At 72.0% G+C, this 16,310-nt stretch carries 11 protein-coding genes; 5 read left to right on the plus strand and 6 right to left on the minus strand.

Going from position 1 to position 16,310, the window contains the following annotated elements; all coding sequences use genetic code 11:
• Positions 1 to 270: 270 nt before the first annotated feature.
• Positions 271 to 1,770, minus strand: a complete 1,500-nt coding sequence (gene rpsA / locus ACIBN2_RS35695; protein WP_399140763.1) for a 30S ribosomal protein S1 — start codon at positions 1,768 to 1,770, stop codon at positions 271 to 273.
• 381 nt (positions 1,771 to 2,151) lie between these two features.
• Between rpsA and ACIBN2_RS35700 the strand changes: the two genes are divergently transcribed.
• Both ACIBN2_RS35700 and hrpB read left to right on the plus strand, forming a co-directional pair.
• Positions 2,152 to 2,979: a class I SAM-dependent methyltransferase gene (locus ACIBN2_RS35700; protein WP_399141035.1), complete on the plus strand. Its 828-nt coding sequence runs from the start codon at positions 2,152 to 2,154 to the stop codon at positions 2,977 to 2,979.
• Positions 2,980 to 3,022: 43 nt separating this feature from the next.
• Positions 3,023 to 5,494 (plus strand): ATP-dependent helicase HrpB, encoded by a 2,472-nt coding sequence (hrpB, locus tag ACIBN2_RS35705; protein ID WP_399140764.1) that lies wholly within the window; start codon positions 3,023 to 3,025, stop codon positions 5,492 to 5,494.
• A 34-nt stretch (positions 5,495 to 5,528) separates the two neighbouring features.
• Here the strand turns inward: hrpB and ACIBN2_RS35710 are convergent, their stop codons facing one another.
• From ACIBN2_RS35710 to ACIBN2_RS35720, 3 genes are all read right to left on the minus strand, one after another.
• A complete protein-coding gene (locus ACIBN2_RS35710) occupies positions 5,529 to 6,521 on the minus strand; it encodes a DUF3068 domain-containing protein (protein ID WP_399140766.1) in 993 nt (330 codons plus the stop codon).
• A gap of 33 nt (positions 6,522 to 6,554) precedes the next feature.
• The gene (locus ACIBN2_RS35715; protein WP_384258046.1) at positions 6,555 to 6,689 is read right to left on the minus strand and encodes an SPW_0924 family protein; all 135 of its coding nucleotides are present in this window, start codon (positions 6,687 to 6,689) and stop codon (positions 6,555 to 6,557) included.
• Between the two features lie 160 nt (positions 6,690 to 6,849).
• Positions 6,850 to 8,598 (minus strand): lytic transglycosylase domain-containing protein, encoded by a 1,749-nt coding sequence (locus ACIBN2_RS35720; RefSeq protein WP_399140768.1) that lies wholly within the window; start codon positions 8,596 to 8,598, stop codon positions 6,850 to 6,852.
• Between the two features lie 328 nt (positions 8,599 to 8,926).
• On the opposite strand from ACIBN2_RS35720, the gene ACIBN2_RS35725 reads away from it, so the two are divergent.
• Complete coding sequence (locus ACIBN2_RS35725; protein ID WP_399140770.1) at positions 8,927 to 9,844, plus strand: DUF4184 family protein; 918 nt, start codon at positions 8,927 to 8,929, stop codon at positions 9,842 to 9,844.
• Here ACIBN2_RS35725 and ACIBN2_RS35730 read toward each other — a convergent pair.
• Together ACIBN2_RS35730 and polA are read right to left on the minus strand one after the other, a co-directional pair.
• Positions 9,810 to 10,169 carry a hypothetical protein gene (locus ACIBN2_RS35730; RefSeq protein WP_399140772.1) on the minus strand — a complete coding sequence of 120 codons (360 nt, stop codon included), beginning with the start codon at positions 10,167 to 10,169 and terminating at the stop codon, positions 9,810 to 9,812. The two genes, ACIBN2_RS35725 and ACIBN2_RS35730, sit on opposite strands and share 35 nt — an antisense overlap.
• 397 nt (positions 10,170 to 10,566) lie before the next feature.
• On the minus strand, positions 10,567 to 13,293 hold the full coding sequence (gene polA / locus ACIBN2_RS35735) for a DNA polymerase I (RefSeq protein WP_399140773.1): 2,727 nt from the start codon (positions 13,291 to 13,293) through the stop codon (positions 10,567 to 10,569).
• Between the two features lie 134 nt (positions 13,294 to 13,427).
• Here polA and ACIBN2_RS35740 point away from each other — a divergent pair, with 134 nt between their 5' ends.
• Both ACIBN2_RS35740 and ACIBN2_RS35745 read left to right on the plus strand, forming a co-directional pair.
• Complete coding sequence (locus ACIBN2_RS35740) at positions 13,428 to 15,707, plus strand: FdhF/YdeP family oxidoreductase (RefSeq protein WP_399140775.1); 2,280 nt, start codon at positions 13,428 to 13,430, stop codon at positions 15,705 to 15,707.
• 52 nt (positions 15,708 to 15,759) lie between these two features.
• Entirely contained in the window at positions 15,760 to 16,245 is a 486-nt protein-coding gene (locus tag ACIBN2_RS35745) for a hotdog fold thioesterase (protein WP_399140777.1), read from the plus strand.
• The last annotated feature ends 65 nt before the right edge of the window (positions 16,246 to 16,310 follow it).

Consider the following 16,310-nt stretch of genomic DNA (forward strand, 5'->3'; position numbering starts at 1 on the left):
CCCTTGCTTGAGGGGCGCGGGGAACTGCGCGACCAGCCACATCCGACCCGCGCCCGAACGACGACCGGGGCAGCACCGAGGGGCCATACCCCGAAAGATACGGCCCCTTCATGGCGGGGGGCACCGCAGCGCCCTTGCTTGAGGGGCGCGGGGAACTGCGCGACCAGCCACATCCGGCCCGCGGCCGAACGAGAACCGGGGCAGCACCGAGGGGCCGTACCCCGGAAGGTACGGCCCCTCAGCTATCGGCTAAGCCTCAGCGGCGAGCGTTCAGCTCTGACCGCCGGCGAGCTTCTCCCGCAGCGCGGCAAGCGCCTCGTCCGAGGCCAGCGCGCCGGAGTTGTCCGGGCCCTCGGAGGAGTATGAACCGCCACCGGACGGGGCCGGAGCCGCACCCGCGGTGTCGCCACCCTCGGCAGCGGCAGCGGCGTCGGCCTCGCGGCTCTTGATGACCTGCTGCTGGTGCTGCTCGAAGCGGGTCTGCGCCTCGGCGTACTGGCGCTCCCACTCCTCGCGCTGCTTCTCGTACCCCTCGAGCCAGTCGTTGGTCTCGGGGTCGAAGCCCTCGGGGTAGATGTAGTTGCCCTGGTCGTCGTAGGACGCGGCCATGCCGTACAGGGTCGGGTCGAACTCGACCGAGGCCGGGTCGGCACCGAAGGACTCGTTGGCCTGCTTCAGCGAGAGGCTGATGCGACGGCGCTCGAGGTCGATGTCGATGACCTTGACGAAGATCTCGTCGTTGACCTGGACGACCTGCTCCGGGATCTCCACGTGGCGCTCGGCCAGCTCGGAGATGTGGACCAGACCCTCGATGCCCTCGTCCACGCGGACGAACGCACCGAACGGAACCAGCTTCGTGACCTTGCCGGGCACGACCTGGCCGATCTGGTGGGTGCGGGCGAACTGCTGCCACGGGTCTTCCTGGGTCGCCTTCAGCGACAGGGAGACGCGCTCGCGGTCCATGTCGACGTCGAGGACCTCGACCGTGACCTCCTGGCCGACCTCGACGACCTCGGAGGGGTGGTCGATGTGCTTCCAGGACAGCTCGGAGACGTGGACCAGACCGTCGACGCCACCCAGGTCCACGAAGGCACCGAAGTTGACGATCGAGGAGACCACACCGGAGCGGACCTGACCCTTCTGGAGGGTCGTGAGGAACGTCTGGCGGACCTCGGACTGGGTCTGCTCCAGCCAGGCACGGCGGGACAGGACCACGTTGTTGCGGTTCTTGTCCAGCTCGATGATCTTGGCCTCGAGCTCCTTGCCCACGTAGGGCTGGAGGTCGCGGACGCGGCGCATCTCGACCAGGGAGGCCGGGAGGAAGCCACGGAGGCCGATGTCGAGGATGAGACCACCCTTGACGACCTCGATGACGGTACCGGTGACGATGCCGTCCTCTTCCTTGATCTTCTCGATGGTGCCCCAGGCACGCTCGTACTGGGCGCGCTTCTTCGAGAGGATCAGGCGGCCTTCCTTGTCCTCCTTCTGAAGGACAAGGGCCTCGATCTCGTCACCGACGGCGACGACCTCGTTCGGGTCGACGTCGTGCTTGATCGAGAGCTCTCGGCTCGGGATGACACCTTCGGTCTTGTAACCGATGTCGAGCAGGACCTCGTCCCGGTCGACCTTCACGATGACGCCGTCGACGATGTCGCCGTCGTTGAAGTACTTGATCGTCTCGTCGATCGCGGCGAGGAATGCTTCCTCGTTACCGATGTCGTTGACCGCAACCTGCGGGGTGGTGGCGGTGGTCTCGGTGCTGCTCGTCATGTGGGAAAGGGCTCCGGTACGGACATTGAGTCGTAGGTACTGCTTACGCCGGGAGCCCGTTTCGCTCTGAAGAAGCCGGACAGCCAAGGAAGCGCCCCACCAGATTCTGGTGGCGGCGCCTCGAAAACCGAGGGGACATACAACAGATGCGAGCGCAGCCTGCTACGTCTGAGGAGCGCAGGCCCGCAGCGCAACTTGTAGCATACGGGGGCAGCCGGACAGGGTCAACGCACGAACGCGCACACCCGGGGCGGATCGCCCCATACCCGGCACAAGAACTGTCTCCGGAGGCCACGCGGGGTCCGGCAGACCCCTTCCGTGACACCGCCGAAGGGGCCGGCACCACCGCGAAGGTGACGGAAGAGTACGACGAGGGAGCCGATCATCCAAGAGGCCGAAGCCTTCGAACCCGAAGCGACCGAACCCGAAGCGACCCGCCGCACGGCCGGCGTCGCGGAAAGCTCCCGGGCCAACCGGGGCTGGTGGGACAGGAACGCGGACGAGTACCAGGTCGAGCACGGCACGTTCCTCGGCGACGACCGCTTCGTGTGGGGACCCGAGGGCCTCGACGAGGTGGAGGCTGAGCTGCTCGGCCCGCCGGAGGAGCTGAAGGGCAAGGACGTCCTGGAGATCGGCGCCGGCGCCGCCCAGTGCGCGCGCTGGCTGGCCGGCCAGGGTGCCCGCCCGGTCGCCCTGGACATCTCGCACCGCCAGCTCCAGCACGCGCTGCGTATCGGCGCCCCGTTCCCCCTGGTGTGCGCCGACGCGGGCGCGCTGCCCTTCGCGGACGGCTCCTTCGACCTGGTGTGCTCGGCGTACGGGGCGCTGCCGTTCGTCGCCGATCCGGTGCTGGTCCTGAAGGAGGTGCACCGGGTGCTCCGTCCGGGTGGCCGCCTGGTCTTCTCGGTGACCCATCCGATCCGCTGGGCCTTCCCGGACGAGCCCGGACCGGAGGGGCTGAGCGTCTCGGCCTCGTACTTCGACCGCACGCCGTACGTCGAGCAGGACGACGAAGGACGCGCGGTCTACGTCGAGCACCACCGGACGATCGGCGACCGGGTCCGCGACGTCGTCGCGGCGGGCCTCAGGCTGGTGGACCTGGTCGAGCCGGAGTGGCCGGCCTGGAACACCTCCGAGTGGGGCGGCTGGTCGCCCCTGCGCGGAAACCTGATCCCGGGGACGGCCGTCTTCGTGTGCGAGCGAAGCTAGATGGGGGAACCCCCCGCCGGAGGCTGGGGGAGAGACTGAGCATGTGATCCGCTACGACGCCCTGGACGCGCTGCCCGTACGTGGTGCCCTGCCCGCTCTGGACGAGGCCCTGGAGGGGCACGGCACGGCCGTCCTGGTCGCACCGCCCGGCACCGGCAAGACGACGCTGGTGCCGCTGGAGCTCGCGGGGCTGCTGGGCGAGGGGCCCGCGCGGCGGGTGGTCGTGGCGGAGCCGCGGCGGATCGCGGCGCGGGCGGCGGCGCGGCGGATGGCGTGGCTGCTGGGCGAGAAGGCCGGCGCGAGCATCGGGTACACCGTGCGCGGCGAGCGGGTCGTCGGGCGGCACACGCGCGTGGAGGTCGTCACGACCGGCGTGCTGCTCCAGCGGCTCCAGCGCGACCAGGAGCTGACGGGCGTGGACGTGGTGGTGCTCGACGAGTGCCACGAGCGGCATCTGGACGCCGACACCGCGGCGGCCTTCCTGTGGGACGTACGCGAGACGCTGCGGCCGGAACTGCGGCTGGTGGCCGCGTCGGCGACGACGGACGCCGAGGGGTGGGCGCGGCTGCTGGGCGGGGCGCCGGTCGTCGAGGCGGAGGGTGTCTCGCATCCGGTCGAGGTCGTGTGGGCGCCGCCGGTGCGGCCCGTGCGGCCGCCGCACGGGATGCGGGTGGATCCGGCGCTCCTCGCGCACGTGGCGTCGACGGTGCGGCGGGCGCTGGCCGAGCGGGACGGGGACGTGCTGTGCTTCCTGCCGGGCGTGGGCGAGATCGCGCGCGTGGCCGGGCAGTTGGGGGACCTCGGCGACGTGGACGTGCTCCAGGTGCACGGGCGGGCGCCGGCCGCCGTGCAGGACGCGGTGCTGGCACCCGGGGTACGGCGGCGGGTCGTCCTCACCACGTCGGTGGCCGAGTCGTCGCTGACGGTCCCGGGTGTACGGGTGGTCGTCGACTCGGGCCTCGCGCGGGAGCCCCGCGTCGACCACGCGCGCGGGCTGAGCGCGCTGACCACGGTGCGGGCCTCGCAGGCCGCCGGGCGGCAGCGGGCGGGACGGGCCGGGCGTGAGGCGCCGGGAGCGGTGTACCGGTGCTGGGCGGAGGCCGAGGACACCCGGCTGCCGCGGTTCCCGTCGCCGGAGATCAAGGTGGCCGACCTGACGGCGTTCGCCCTCCAGGCCGCCTGCTGGGGCGATCCCGGCGCGTCCGGGCTGGCGCTGCTGGATCCGCCGCCGGGCGGCGCGATGGCGGCGGCGCGGGACGTGCTGACGGCCATCGGCGCGGTGGACTCCGCCGGGCACGCCACGCAGCGGGGAGTGCGGCTGGCCCGGCTGGGCCTGCATCCGCGGCTGGGGCGGGCGTTGCTGGACACGTCCGGCCGGGGTGCCGAGGTGGTCGCGCTGCTGTCCGAGGAGGCGCCGCGGGAGTACGGGGACGACCTGGCGGCCGCGTTGCGCACGGCGCGGCGCGGAGGTGACGCCTATGCCGCGCGGTGGCGGGCGGAGGTACGCAGGCTGGCCTCGGACGGCGAGCGCGCGGCGGCGGCGGACGACCGCACCGCGGGCCTCGTCGCCGCTCTTGCCTTCCCGGAGCGCGTGGCCAAGGCCGACGGGAGTTCCTGTCTCATGGCCTCCGGGACGCGCGCCGAGCTGCGCGACGGCAGTCACCTGCGCGGCGCTCCGTGGATCGCCGTGGCCGTGGCGGACCGTCCGGTCGGCAAGGGGCACGCGCGCGTGCAGCTCGCCGCCGTGGTGGACGAGGAGACGGCCCGCTCGGCGGCGGCCTCGCTGTACTCCGAGGGACAGGAAGTGCACTGGGCCGACGGAGACGTCGTGGCCCGGCGGGTGGAGCGCCTGGGCGCGATCGAGCTGGCGGTGCGGCCCCTGACCGACGCCGACCCCGTGCTCGTACGTGATGCGCTGCTGGACGGGCTGCGGCAGGAGGGTTTCGGTCTGCTGCGGTGGACGCCCGACGCGGCCGTACTGCGGCAGCGGCTCGCCTTTCTGCGGCTGCACGTCGGCGAGCCCTGGCCCGACGTGTCCGACGACGCGCTCCACGCGCGCGTGGACGAGTGGCTGGAGCCCGAGCTGAGCCGGGCCCGGCGGCGCGGCGACCTCGCGCGGATCGACGCCGGGCAGGCGCTCGGCAGGCTGCTGCCGTGGGCCTCCGGGGAGGCGGCGCGGCTGGACGAGCTGGCTCCGGAGCGGATCACCGTGCCGAGCGGGTCCAGGATCCGGGTCGACTACGGCAACCCCGAACAGCCGGTGCTCGCCGTGAAGTTGCAGGAGATGTTCGGGCTGCACGCGTCACCCGCCGTCGCGGGCGTGCCGCTGCTCGTGCACCTGCTCTCCCCCGCCGGCCGCCCGGCCGCCGTCACCGCCGACCTCGCGTCCTTCTGGAAGGACGGCTACAAGGGCGTACGGGCGGAGCTGCGGGGCCGGTATCCGAAGCATCCGTGGCCGGAGGACCCCGCCACCGCCGAGCCGACGCGGCACACCAACGCACGGCTCAGACGCTGACGGTCCAGGCACCGACGGTTCAGGCGCCGACGGTTCAGGCGCTCACCGGTTCCGGTGCCGAGGTCTCGGCCGGTTCCGGGTCGGCCGGGCGGCGGCTGCGGGCCTCCAGCCACAGCGACAGGGCGAGCAGCAGCGTGCCGAGGACCAGGAAGCCCCAGGGCAGGTACGACGCCAGCAGCAGGACGAGGGTGCGGTTGGACTTGACCAGGGCGACGGTGTGCTCGATGTAGTCCTCGCGCATCTTCACGTGGCCGGCGAAGGCGGTCACCTTGTCGCGGCCGCCGAGCAGGGTGCCGCCGCGCAGCTCCTCCTTGTGGATCTCCTCGCCGTAGACGGGCGCTCCGGTGGTGGGCTCGACCCAGAACCTGCGGACCGTGGTGTACCAGCGGGTGGTACCGGTCTTGGCGACCGATTCGGGCGTGATGCCCTTGACCGGCATGACCTTGGGGAAGGGGACCTTGGTCCAGGGGACGGTCTGCTCGAAGTAGTAGACCGTCAGGCCGCGGAAGTTCTGCGTGCCCTTGTAGTGGATGGGGTTCGTGGTGCGGGTCTGGGCGTCGAAGTACTCGTAGTCCCGCTTCTGCGTCAGGAAGGGCCACTTGAACTCGATGCCGTCCCGCTTCACCGGGTCGTTGTCGACCATCTCGCCGGTGGCGTGCACCGGGTCCTGGCTGTGGGCGTCGAAGATGTAGCGCTCGGGGATCTCGGAGACCATCTTGCCGTCGGGGCCCTGGACGTAGGAGAGGCCGTCCCAGACGACGACGTCCCGGCCGGCCGTCTTCTCGATCTTCTTCCCGGCCTCCACGTTGCCCTTGAGGGTCTGCACGATGGTGACCTTGGAGACCTTGCGCGCCTTCATGGTCCCGTAGTCGAGGAGGGTCGCGCCCTTCGCCTCCAGCACCATGTCCTGGTACTGGTCGGCCGGGATCTTGGCGAGGCGCGGGAAGGCGTACCAGCGCAGCAGCGGGGACAGGGCCGCGAAGAACACGGCGAAGGCGAGCAGGACCAGACTGGCCTTGCGGCGCATCTCGGCCTCCCGGGCGGACGGCTGACGTGCGGGCTACGGGTGCGACGGCACCGTCGTCAGCAGCGGTTTCGGGGACGTCTTTCCCGTCGGCGACCCCATCGCGGTGATCGTGAGGATCAGCGCGAGGGCGACGGCGAGACCGGTCGCGGCGGCGATCAGGGCGCGCATTCCTGCCTCCCGACGGACTGGAACGGGGGTGGGGCGGGGCGGAACTGATACCTCGTCAGGTCCGGCACCGTAGCAACGGGCGGCCGAGATGAGAACACGTTGCACACAGACGAGGGCGCCCCGTCCGCCGAAGCGGAGGGGCGCCCTCGTCGTGCGGTGGTTACGCGGAGGGGCTCGCCGTGGTGCTGGGCGACGGGCTCGCCGAGGAGTCGGCGGCCTGGGCCACGGTCAGCTCGACGTCGAGGTTCGCGCCGCCGGCGGTGGTGATGCGGAGGATGAAGGTGCCGGTGGTGTCGTCGGAGTACAGCTTCGGCAGCTTCAGCAGGCCCTTCGCGTCCGTCGTCAGGCCCGTCAGGGTGCGGACGGTCTTGCCGTCCGCGTCCTTGAAGTAGGGGCCCTTGTCGTTCGCGGTCGCGTCGAGCTTGGACTTGATGAGGGTGGCGGTGGCCGCCACCTTGTCCGCGACGGCGCCCTTGTACGTGGCCTTCACCTCGACCTGGTCGGCGAACTCGCCGCCCGGGGTGCAGGTCAGCGCGGTGTCGCTGGTACGGACGACGGTGTCGGCGGCGCGCTCGGTGACGGTGGCCTTGTAGTCCAGGCCTGCGACCGAACGGCCCACGACCGTGGCGCGGACGGTGAAGTCGCCGGTCTTCTCGCCCGCCTGGAGGGCGGGGGCGACGGCCACGCCGGTGGCGTTGGTGACGACCACGGCGACCTTCTCGCCGCCGGTGAAGGTGGCGTCGGTGGCGCCGGTGACGGTGAAGCGGACACGGACCTTGGCGACGGCCTTGCCGGCCTTGGTGACGGCCTTGGTGCCGACCTTCTGCGTGAACGCGTCGCCGGCCATCGCGGTGAGCGTGCCGGTGCCCGAGTTCTGAAGGTGGTCGACGGTGTCGGTCGGCGTCGGCGACGGGCTGCCCGGTGTGCTGGGCGTGCCCCCGGGCGTGCCCGGCGTGCCCGACGGCGGCGTGCCGGGGCTCGGCGAGCCGTGGCCCGGCGGGGTCTTCGGGGGCTTCCCGTGGGGCGGGTGCGACGGCTTGGACCCGGTCTTCTTCTTGCCGTCGCTGCGGTGCGAGGGGATCGTGCCGGTGCCGTCCGGGATCTCGTGGGTGCCGTTGCGGTAGAACTGCAGCCACGACAGGACGAGGTTCAGGTAGTCCTGCGAGTTGTTGTAGCTGAGGATCGCGCTGTTGAGGCCGGCCTGCTCGGCCAGGTTCCAGTTGTTGCGGCACAGGTAGTGACCGGCGGCGAGGGCGGCGTCGTAGACGTTGTTGGGGTCCTTGACCCCGTCGCCGTTGCCGTCGCGGCCCGCCCACGCCCAGGTGGACGGGATGAACTGCATGGGCCCGACGGCCTGGTCGTAGGAGCTGTTGCCGTCGTACTTGCCGCCGTCGGTGTCCTTGATCAGCGCGAAGCCGTTGCCGTCGAGCTGCGGGCCGAGGATCGGGGAGAGCGTGGTGCCCTCCGCGTCGACCCGGCCGCCGCGGGCCTGGCCGGACTCGACCTTGCCGATCGCGGCGAGCAGCTGCCAGGGCAGGTTGCAGCCCGGCTTGGCGGAGCCCAGCTCGGCCGCGGCCTTCTTGTAGGCGGCGAGCACGGTCGCGGGAATGCCGGACTCGGAGGCGCCCGGGGTGACGGGCGTGGCGCTCGCGGACGGCGACGGGCTCGGGTTCGGGCTGTTGAGCGGCGGCAGGTCCGTGTAGTACGGCGAGTTGCCGGTCGCGCCGCCTTCGCCCGTGGCGGTGGCGGTCGCTTCGGGAGAGGGCTGCGCGTCGGAGGCGGTCCGTCTGCTGTGGTCGTCGGCAGTGACCCCCGGAGCCTGGGATGCGGACAGGGCCGCGACCGCGGCCGCCGCGACGGCGGTCGTCGCCGCCCCCTTGCACAGCCTCCTGCCGAATTGCGCCGCCATAGAGTGAACCCCTCCCATGGACGCGCGAGCGTCCGTCTTCGTCTGCCGAGCGTGTCCGCTCGCCCCAGTTGTGACGAGCGACCGGGCGATCGGGTTGCGCTCGCGGGCTGCCGAGTCCTGTCCTTTTCTTTTGGTTCTCCTGTTCGACCGCGCGCCTGGCACGGCGACCCAGGCGACCCTACGACAACTTCCTTTGCACCGGGAGCCGTTCGTGCCCGGTTTTCACCAGTTGGCCATGTCCGGTTGGTGCGCGGGCAACGCACGCATACTGGAGCGAAGCGATCACCCGGGCCGGCCGCCCGGGCAACGTCCGGCGTGAGGAGCCCAGTTGCCGTTCACCCTGAGCCATGCGGCCGCCGTACTGCCCGCCCTGCGCGCCGACGGCAGCGGCCGGGGCCGGCTGGTCCCGGCCGTCCTCGTGGCCGGTTCCTTCGCGCCCGACATGACCTACTACGCGGCGAGCGCGGTGTCCGGGGCGATGGAGTTCGGGGACGTCACCCACTCCTTTCCCGGTGTCTTCACGGTCGACGTGCTGGTGGCCTGGGTGTTGGTGTGGCTGTGGCTGCTGGTGCGCGAGCCGCTGGTGGCGCTGCTGCCGCGGTCCTGGCAGCCGCGGCCGGCCGCCCTGCTGCGGTGCGGGGCGCCCCGCGCGCATGTTCGTCCGTCGGCGGCCGCCTGGTGGTACGTGTCCGCCGCGCTCGGCGCGCTCACGCATGTGGTGTGGGACGCGTTCACGCATCCGGACCGGTGGGGCATGCGGCTGTTTCCCGTACTGGGCCGGGAGTTCGGGGACTTCCCTCTGTACTGGTACCTCCAGTACGTCGGCTCGGCCGTGGCCGCGGTCGTGATCGCCGTGTGGGTGGTGCGAGCGGCGCGACGGGTGCCGGTGGGGCCGGGTACGGCGGGACCGGGGCCGGTCGGCGCGGACCCGGTGGCCGCGGAGCAGGTGCGCGCGGGGGCGCCGGGTGTCCCCTTGCTGTCGGTACGGGACCGCTGGTGGACCGGTGCCGTGATCGGCGGGTGCGCCGTGGTGGGCGCAATGCAGCGCGCGACCCGGTGGTGGGCGTACTGGGGGTCGACGGCAAAGCCGTGGGAGCTCGTCCCGGCCGTCTGCTTCGGGGCGGGCGCGGGGCTGGTGCTGGGGCTGCTGCTTCACGGGGCCGGGATCAGGCTGTGGCGCCCGGTGCCGTCGGCCGCGGAACCGGAGCAGGTCAGCGCCGGGGGCGGCCGTCCGGCCGGTCGCTGAGGGTACGGGCGGTCACCACGAACACCGTGACGCGGCGCGCGGAGCGGCTGCGGCGCACGCGGCCGACGAGGTCGGTCACGTAGCTGCGGCCCAGCCCGGCCCACAGCCGCCAGGTGGGCGGCTCCGCGCCGCCCGTGGCGATCCGGCGCAGCCGGCGCCGGAGGTCCGCCGCCGTGCGGCGCAGGACGACCCTGAGGTCGGTGGGGATGCGGGCGGTGCTTGCGCGGGCTGCGAAGGCCGGCACCGGCGCGGGGGGCACGGCGGGCGCCACCTCGGCACTCGCCTGCGCTCTCGCCGTCCGGCGGTTGAGCATGCGTATACCCATGCCCGCATCCTGAACGGGCGGCGAGCGGGCGGCGCCTTTGCGGGGGCCACGTGAGTGACGGGCCCTGCGGGGCTTCGGCCGGGGTGGTGCGGGGGGCATATGCGGCGACTCCGTGACCGGCGCGACGGCGAGCGGCCACGGGTGGTACGTGACATTTGCGGCAGCAGTCCGCGGGTACGGCGCCGCCGGAACGCGCCGGTGCGGTTGCTCGCCGTCACGGCGGGGAGAGCTCGCGAACCCCGGCACGACGGCGAGCAGCCACCCCTCGTGCGGGTGGGGACATATGCGGCGGCAGTGCGCGGGTACGGCACCGCCGGGACACGTCGTTGTGGCTGCTCGCCGTCGCGGCGGGGAGTTCTTCTGCGTCCCGGCGCGACGGCGAGCGACCACTGGCCGGCTAGTGCGCCGCGGACTCCCAGTCCGGGCCCGCGCCAACCGAGACGCCCAGCGGGACCCGCAGGCGGACGGCGTCGGCCATTTCGCGGCGGACGATCTCCTCCGCCGCCGCGCGCTCGCCGGGGGCGATCTCCAGGACGACTTCGTCGTGGACCTGGAGGAGCATGCGGGAGGTGAGGCCCGCTTCCTGGAGCGCGCCGTCGACCTTGAGCATGGCGATCTTGACGATGTCCGCGGCGGTGCCCTGGATGGGCGCGTTGAGGGCCATGCGCTCGGCCGCCTCGCGGCGCTGGCGGTTGTCGCTGTTGAGGTCGGGGAGGTAGCGGCGGCGCCCGAACAGCGTCGCCGTGTAGCCCGTCGCCCGCGCCTCGTCGACGGCCCGGCGCAGGTAGTCCCGGACGCCGCCGAAGCGCTCGAAGTACGCGTCCATCAGGCCGCGCGCCTCCGCCGCCTCGATGTTCAGCTGCTGGGAGAGGCCGAAGGCCGACAGGCCGTACGCCAGGCCGTACGACATGGCCTTGATCTTGCGGCGCATCTCCGCGTCCACCCCGGCGGGCTCGACGGCGAACACCTGGGAGGCCGCAGTGGTGTGCAGGTCCTCGCCGGAGGTGAACGCCTCGATCAGGCCCGCGTCCTCGGAGAGGTGGGCCATCACGCGCAGCTCGATCTGGCTGTAGTCGGCCGTCATCAGGGACTCGAAGCCCTCGCCGACGACGAAGCCGCGGCGGATCGCCCGGCCCTCGTCGGTGCGGACGGGGATGTTCTGCAGGTTCGGGTCCGTGGAGGACAGGCGGCCGGTCGCGGCGACCGTCTGGTTGAAGGTGGTGTGGATGCGGCCGTCCGCGGCGATCGTCTTGATCAGGCCCTCGACCGTGACCCGCAGCTTCGCCTGCTCGCGGTGGCGGAGCATGATCACCGGCAGCTCGTTGTCCGTCTGGGTGGCGAGCCAGGCCAGGGCGTCGGCATCCGTGGTGTAGCCGGTCTTCGTCTTCTTCGTCTTCGGCAGGGCCAGTTCGCCGAAGAGGACTTCCTGGAGCTGCTTGGGCGAGCCGAGGTTGAACTCGTGCCCGGCGGCCGCGTGCGCCTCCTTCACCGCCTGCTGGACGGCGCCCGCGAACATCTGCTCCATGGCCTCCAGGTGGGCCCGGTCGGCCGCGATGCCGTGCCGCTCCATCCGGGCCAGCAGGGCGGACGTCGGCAGCTCCATGTCCCGCAGGAGGTCCGCGGCGCCGACCTCCTCCAGGCGGCTCTCGAAAGCCTCGCCCAGGTCGAGGACGGCGCGGGCCTGCACCATCAGGGCCTCGGCCTCGGCGCCGTCGTCCGTGCCGAAGGCGAGCTGGCCGTCGGCCGCGGCGGCGGGGGCCAGTTCGCGGTGCAGGTACTCCAGGGAGAGCGCGTCCAGGTCGAAGGAGCGACGGCCGGGCTTGACCAGGTAGGCGGCGAGCGCGGTGTCCATGCGGACGCCGGCGATGCTCCAGCCGTGCTCGGCGAAGACCCGCATCGCGGCCTTGGCGTTGTGGAAGACCTTCGGCCGGCCGGCGTCGGCGAGCCAGGCGGCGAACGCCTTCTCGTCGGCCTCGTCCAGCTGCGAGGGGTCGAACCAGCCGGCCGCTCCCCCGGCCGCGGCGAGCGCGACCTCGGCGACGGAGCCGGTGCCGAGCGCCCAGGTGTCGACCGTGGCGACGCCGAGGGTGTCGCCACCGTGCTCGGTCAGCCAGGGAGCCAGCTCGCCCGTGCCGAGCACGGTGCCGTCCAGCTCCACGCCCTCGGTCGCGATCGGTGTGGCCTCGGCCTCCTCGGCCCCGGGGTCCACGCCGAAGAGCCGCTCGCGCAGCGAGGGGTTCCTGATCTCCAGGGTGTCCAGGACCAACGAGACGGCCTTGCGGTCGTACGGCTCGCGCGCGAGGTCGGTGACGGCCTTGGGCAGCTCGACGCCACGCTCCAGCTCGGTCAGGCGGCGGTTGAGCTTCACGGACTCCAGGTGGTCGCGCAGGTTCTGCCCGGCCTTGCCCTTGACCTCCTCGACGCGCTCGACCAGCTCGGCGAAGGAACCGAACTGGTTGATCCACTTCGCGGCGGTCTTCTCGCCGACACCGGGGATGCCCGGCAGGTTGTCGGACGGGTCGCCGCGCAGGGCCGCGAAGTCGGGGTACTGGGCGGGCGTCAGCCCGTACTTCTCGAAAACCTTCTCCGGGGTGAACCGGGTGAGCTCGGAGACGCCCTTCGTCGGGTACAGCACCGTCGTGCGGTCGCTGACCAGCTGGAAGGAGTCGCGGTCGCCGGTGACGATCAGGACCTCGAAGCCCTCGGCCTCGGCCTGGGTGGCGAGGGTGGCGATGATGTCGTCCGCCTCGAAGCCCTCGACCGCGAACCGCGACGCGTGCATGGCGTCGAGGAGCTCGCCGATCAGCTCCACCTGGCCCTTGAACTCGTCCGGCGTCTTGGAGCGGTTCGCCTTGTACTCCGTGAACTCCTCGGAGCGCCAGGTCTTGCGGGAGACGTCGAAGGCCACCGCGAAGTGCGTGGGCGCCTCGTCGCGCAGGGTGTTGGCCAGCATCGACGCGAAGCCGTAGATCGCGTTCGTCGGCTGGCCCGTCGCGGTCGTGAAGTTCTCCGCGGGCAGCGCGAAGAACGCGCGGTAGGCCAGCGAGTGCCCGTCCATGAGCATGAGGCGGGGCCGCGCGCCGTCGGTGGTCTTCTCGGTCTTCTTCGATGCTGTCTCTGCCACGCCCCCGATCCTGCCACGTGCCACTGACAGCCGGACCTCCGCACGCCCCGCGGCCTCCCTGGCACCGCCGGTGTCACCTGCGCGTGCGAGGATCGGAGAGGTAGTTCGCAGGTGCAGGTGAAGGAGAGTGCGCGATGGCGACGAAGCCACCCAAGAGCGATCCGGTCCAGGACGCCCCGCAGGTCGCCGAGCCGCAGCACGCGGCGGCGGGACTGCCCGCGATCGGGCACACCCTGCGCATGGCCCAGCGGCAGATGGGCGTGAAGCGCACCGCCCTGACGCTGCTGCGCGTCAATCAGAAGGACGGCTTCGACTGCCCGGGCTGCGCCTGGCCGGAGCCGGAGCACCGCCACACGGCGGAGTTCTGCGAGAACGGCGCGAAGGCGGTGGCCGAGGAGGCCACCCTGCGCCGGGTCACCCCGGAGTTCTTCGCCGCGCACTCCGTCGCCGACCTCGCGACCCGCAGCGGCTACTGGCTCGGCCAGCAGGGCCGGCTCACGCACCCCATGTATCTCCCCGAGGGGGGAGATCACTACGAGCCGGTGACCTGGGAGCGCGCCTTCGACATCGTCGCGGAGGAGATCACCGCCCTCGGCTCCCCGGACGAGGCGGTCTTCTACACCTCGGGGCGCACCAGCAACGAAGCGGCCTTCCTCTACCAGCTGTTCGCCCGGCAGCTCGGCACGAACAACCTCCCCGACTGCTCCAACATGTGCCACGAGTCGTCCGGCTCGGCGCTCACGGAGACCATCGGCATCGGCAAGGGAAGCGTCCTGCTGGAGGACCTCTACAAGGCCGACCTGATCATCGTCGCCGGCCAGAACCCCGGCACGAACCACCCGCGCATGCTCACCGCCCTGGAGAAGGCGAAGGCCAACGGCGCGAAGATCGTCAGCGTCAACCCGCTGCCCGAGGCGGGCCTGGAGCGCTTCAAGAACCCGCAGACCCCGCAGGGCATGCTCAAGGGCGCCGCGCTCACCGATCTGTTCCTGCAGATCCGCATCGGCGGTGACCAGGCCCTCTTCCGCCTCCTCAACAAGCTGATCCTGGAGACCGACGGCGCGGTCGACGAGGAGTTCGTCCGCGAACACACCCACGGCTACGAGGAGTTCGCGGCCGCCGCCAAGGACGCCGACTGGGACGAGACGCTGGCGGCGACGGGCCTCACGCGCGAGGAGATCGAGCGGGCCCTCGGCCTGGTGCTCGCCTCGAAGCGCACCATCGTCTGCTGGGCGATGGGCCTCACCCAGCACAAGCACTCCGTGCCGACCATCCGCGAGATCGTCAACTTCCTTCTGCTGCGCGGCAACATCGGCCGCCCGGGTGCGGGCGTGTGCCCGGTGCGCGGCCACAGCAACGTCCAGGGCGACCGCACGATGGGCATCTTCGAGCGTCCCGCGCCCGCCTTCCTGGACGCCCTGGAGCGGGAGTTCGGCTTCGCGCCGCCGCGCGAGCACGGCTACGACGTAGTCCAGGCGATCCGTGCCCTGCGCGACGGCGAGGCGAAGGTCTTCTTCGCCATGGGCGGCAACTTCGTCTCCGCCTCCCCCGACACGGACGTCACCGAGGCGGCCATGCGCCGCGCCCGCCTGACCGTGCACGTGTCGACGAAGCTCAACCGCTCACACGCGGTCACGGGCGCGCGTGCCCTGATCCTGCCTACCCTCGGCCGCACCGAGCGCGATCTCCAGGGCAGCGGCGAGCAGTTCGTCACCGTCGAGGACTCCATGGGCATGGTGCACGCCTCCCGCGGCCGCCTGGACCCCGCGAGCAGGCACCTGCTCTCCGAGCCGGCCATCGTCTGCCGGCTGGCACGCCGCGTGCTGGGCGCGGAGAACCCGGTGCCGTGGGAGGAGTTCGAGAAGGACTACGCGACGGTGCGCGACCGCATCGCGCGCGTGGTCCCCGGCTTCGAGGACTTCAACGCGCGCGTCGCCCGCCCCGGCGGCTTCGCCCTCCCGCACGCCCCGCGCGACGAGCGCCGCTTCCCGACGGCGACGGGCAAGGCCAACTTCACGGCCGCGCCCGTCGAGTACCCCGAACTGCCCGCGGGCCGCCTGCTGTTGCAGACGCTGCGTTCGCACGACCAGTACAACACCACGATCTACGGCCTCGACGACCGCTACCGCGGCATCAGGAACGGCCGCCGGGTCGTGCTGGTCAACCCCGAGGACGCACGGACGCTCGGGGTCGCCGACGGGTCGTACGTGGACCTGGTGAGCGAGTGGAAGGACGGCGTGGAGCGCAGGGCGGACGGCTTCCGGGTCGTGCACTACCCGACGGCCCGCGGCTGCGCGGCCGCGTACTACCCCGAGACCAACGTGCTCGTCCCGCTGGATGCCACCGCCGACACCAGCAACACCCCGGCCAGCAAGTCCGTCGTCGTGCGTCTGGAACAATCGGCAACCGACTGAGCGTTTGCTCAGTCGGCTTGGACGATTGATCAGGACGAACGGAGCAGGGCCGATGGGCGAGCAGAACAACGTGACGTTCCCGCAGGAGGTCATCGACGAGTACGCCGCACTCGGCGTCGACCTCCCGGCCCTGTTTTCCGCCGGGCACCTCGGCACCCGTATGGGCGTGGAGATCCTGGAGGCCTCGGCGGACCGTGTCGTCGGCACGATGCCGGTCGAGGGCAACACCCAGCCCTACGGCCTGCTGCACGGCGGCGCCTCCGCCGTGCTGGCCGAGACCCTCGGCTCCGTCGGCTCCATGCTGCACGGCGGCAGCTCCAAGATCGCGGTCGGCGTCGACCTCAACTGCACCCACCACCGCGGCGTCCGTTCCGGCCTGGTCACCGGAGTGGCCACGCCCGTGCACCAGGGCCGGTCGACGGCGACGTACGAGATCGTGATCAGCGACGAGGAGGAGCGCCGTGTGTGTACCGCCCGCCTGACCTGCCTGCTCCGTGACGTGCGGCCCGGCGACGGGGCGCCGGTGGGCGCCGGCTGACGGGACCCGGCTTCCCGCCTGCCCCGCGTCCCGCCTCTGGCCCGACCCGCCGATCAGGCCATAGC

Source organism: Streptomyces sp. NPDC050534, assembly GCF_044457745.1.
In the GTDB taxonomy this organism is placed as follows: domain Bacteria; phylum Actinomycetota; class Actinomycetes; order Streptomycetales; family Streptomycetaceae; genus Streptomyces.

Coding starts and splice junctions, on each gene's coding strand:
- rpsA (WP_399140763.1), bottom strand. CDS start 1,770: ATGACGAGCAGCACCGAGACCACCGCCACCACCCCGCAGGTTGCGGTC.
- ACIBN2_RS35710 (WP_399140766.1), bottom strand. CDS start 6,521: ATGCGCCGCAAGGCCAGTCTGGTCCTGCTCGCCTTCGCCGTGTTCTTC.
- ACIBN2_RS35715 (WP_384258046.1), bottom strand. CDS start 6,689: ATGCGCGCCCTGATCGCCGCCGCGACCGGTCTCGCCGTCGCCCTCGCG.
- ACIBN2_RS35720 (WP_399140768.1), bottom strand. CDS start 8,598: ATGGCGGCGCAATTCGGCAGGAGGCTGTGCAAGGGGGCGGCGACGACC.
- ACIBN2_RS35730 (WP_399140772.1), bottom strand. CDS start 10,169: ATGGGTATACGCATGCTCAACCGCCGGACGGCGAGAGCGCAGGCGAGT.
- ACIBN2_RS35740 (WP_399140775.1), top strand. CDS start 13,428: ATGGCGACGAAGCCACCCAAGAGCGATCCGGTCCAGGACGCCCCGCAG.
- ACIBN2_RS35745 (WP_399140777.1), top strand. CDS start 15,760: ATGGGCGAGCAGAACAACGTGACGTTCCCGCAGGAGGTCATCGACGAG.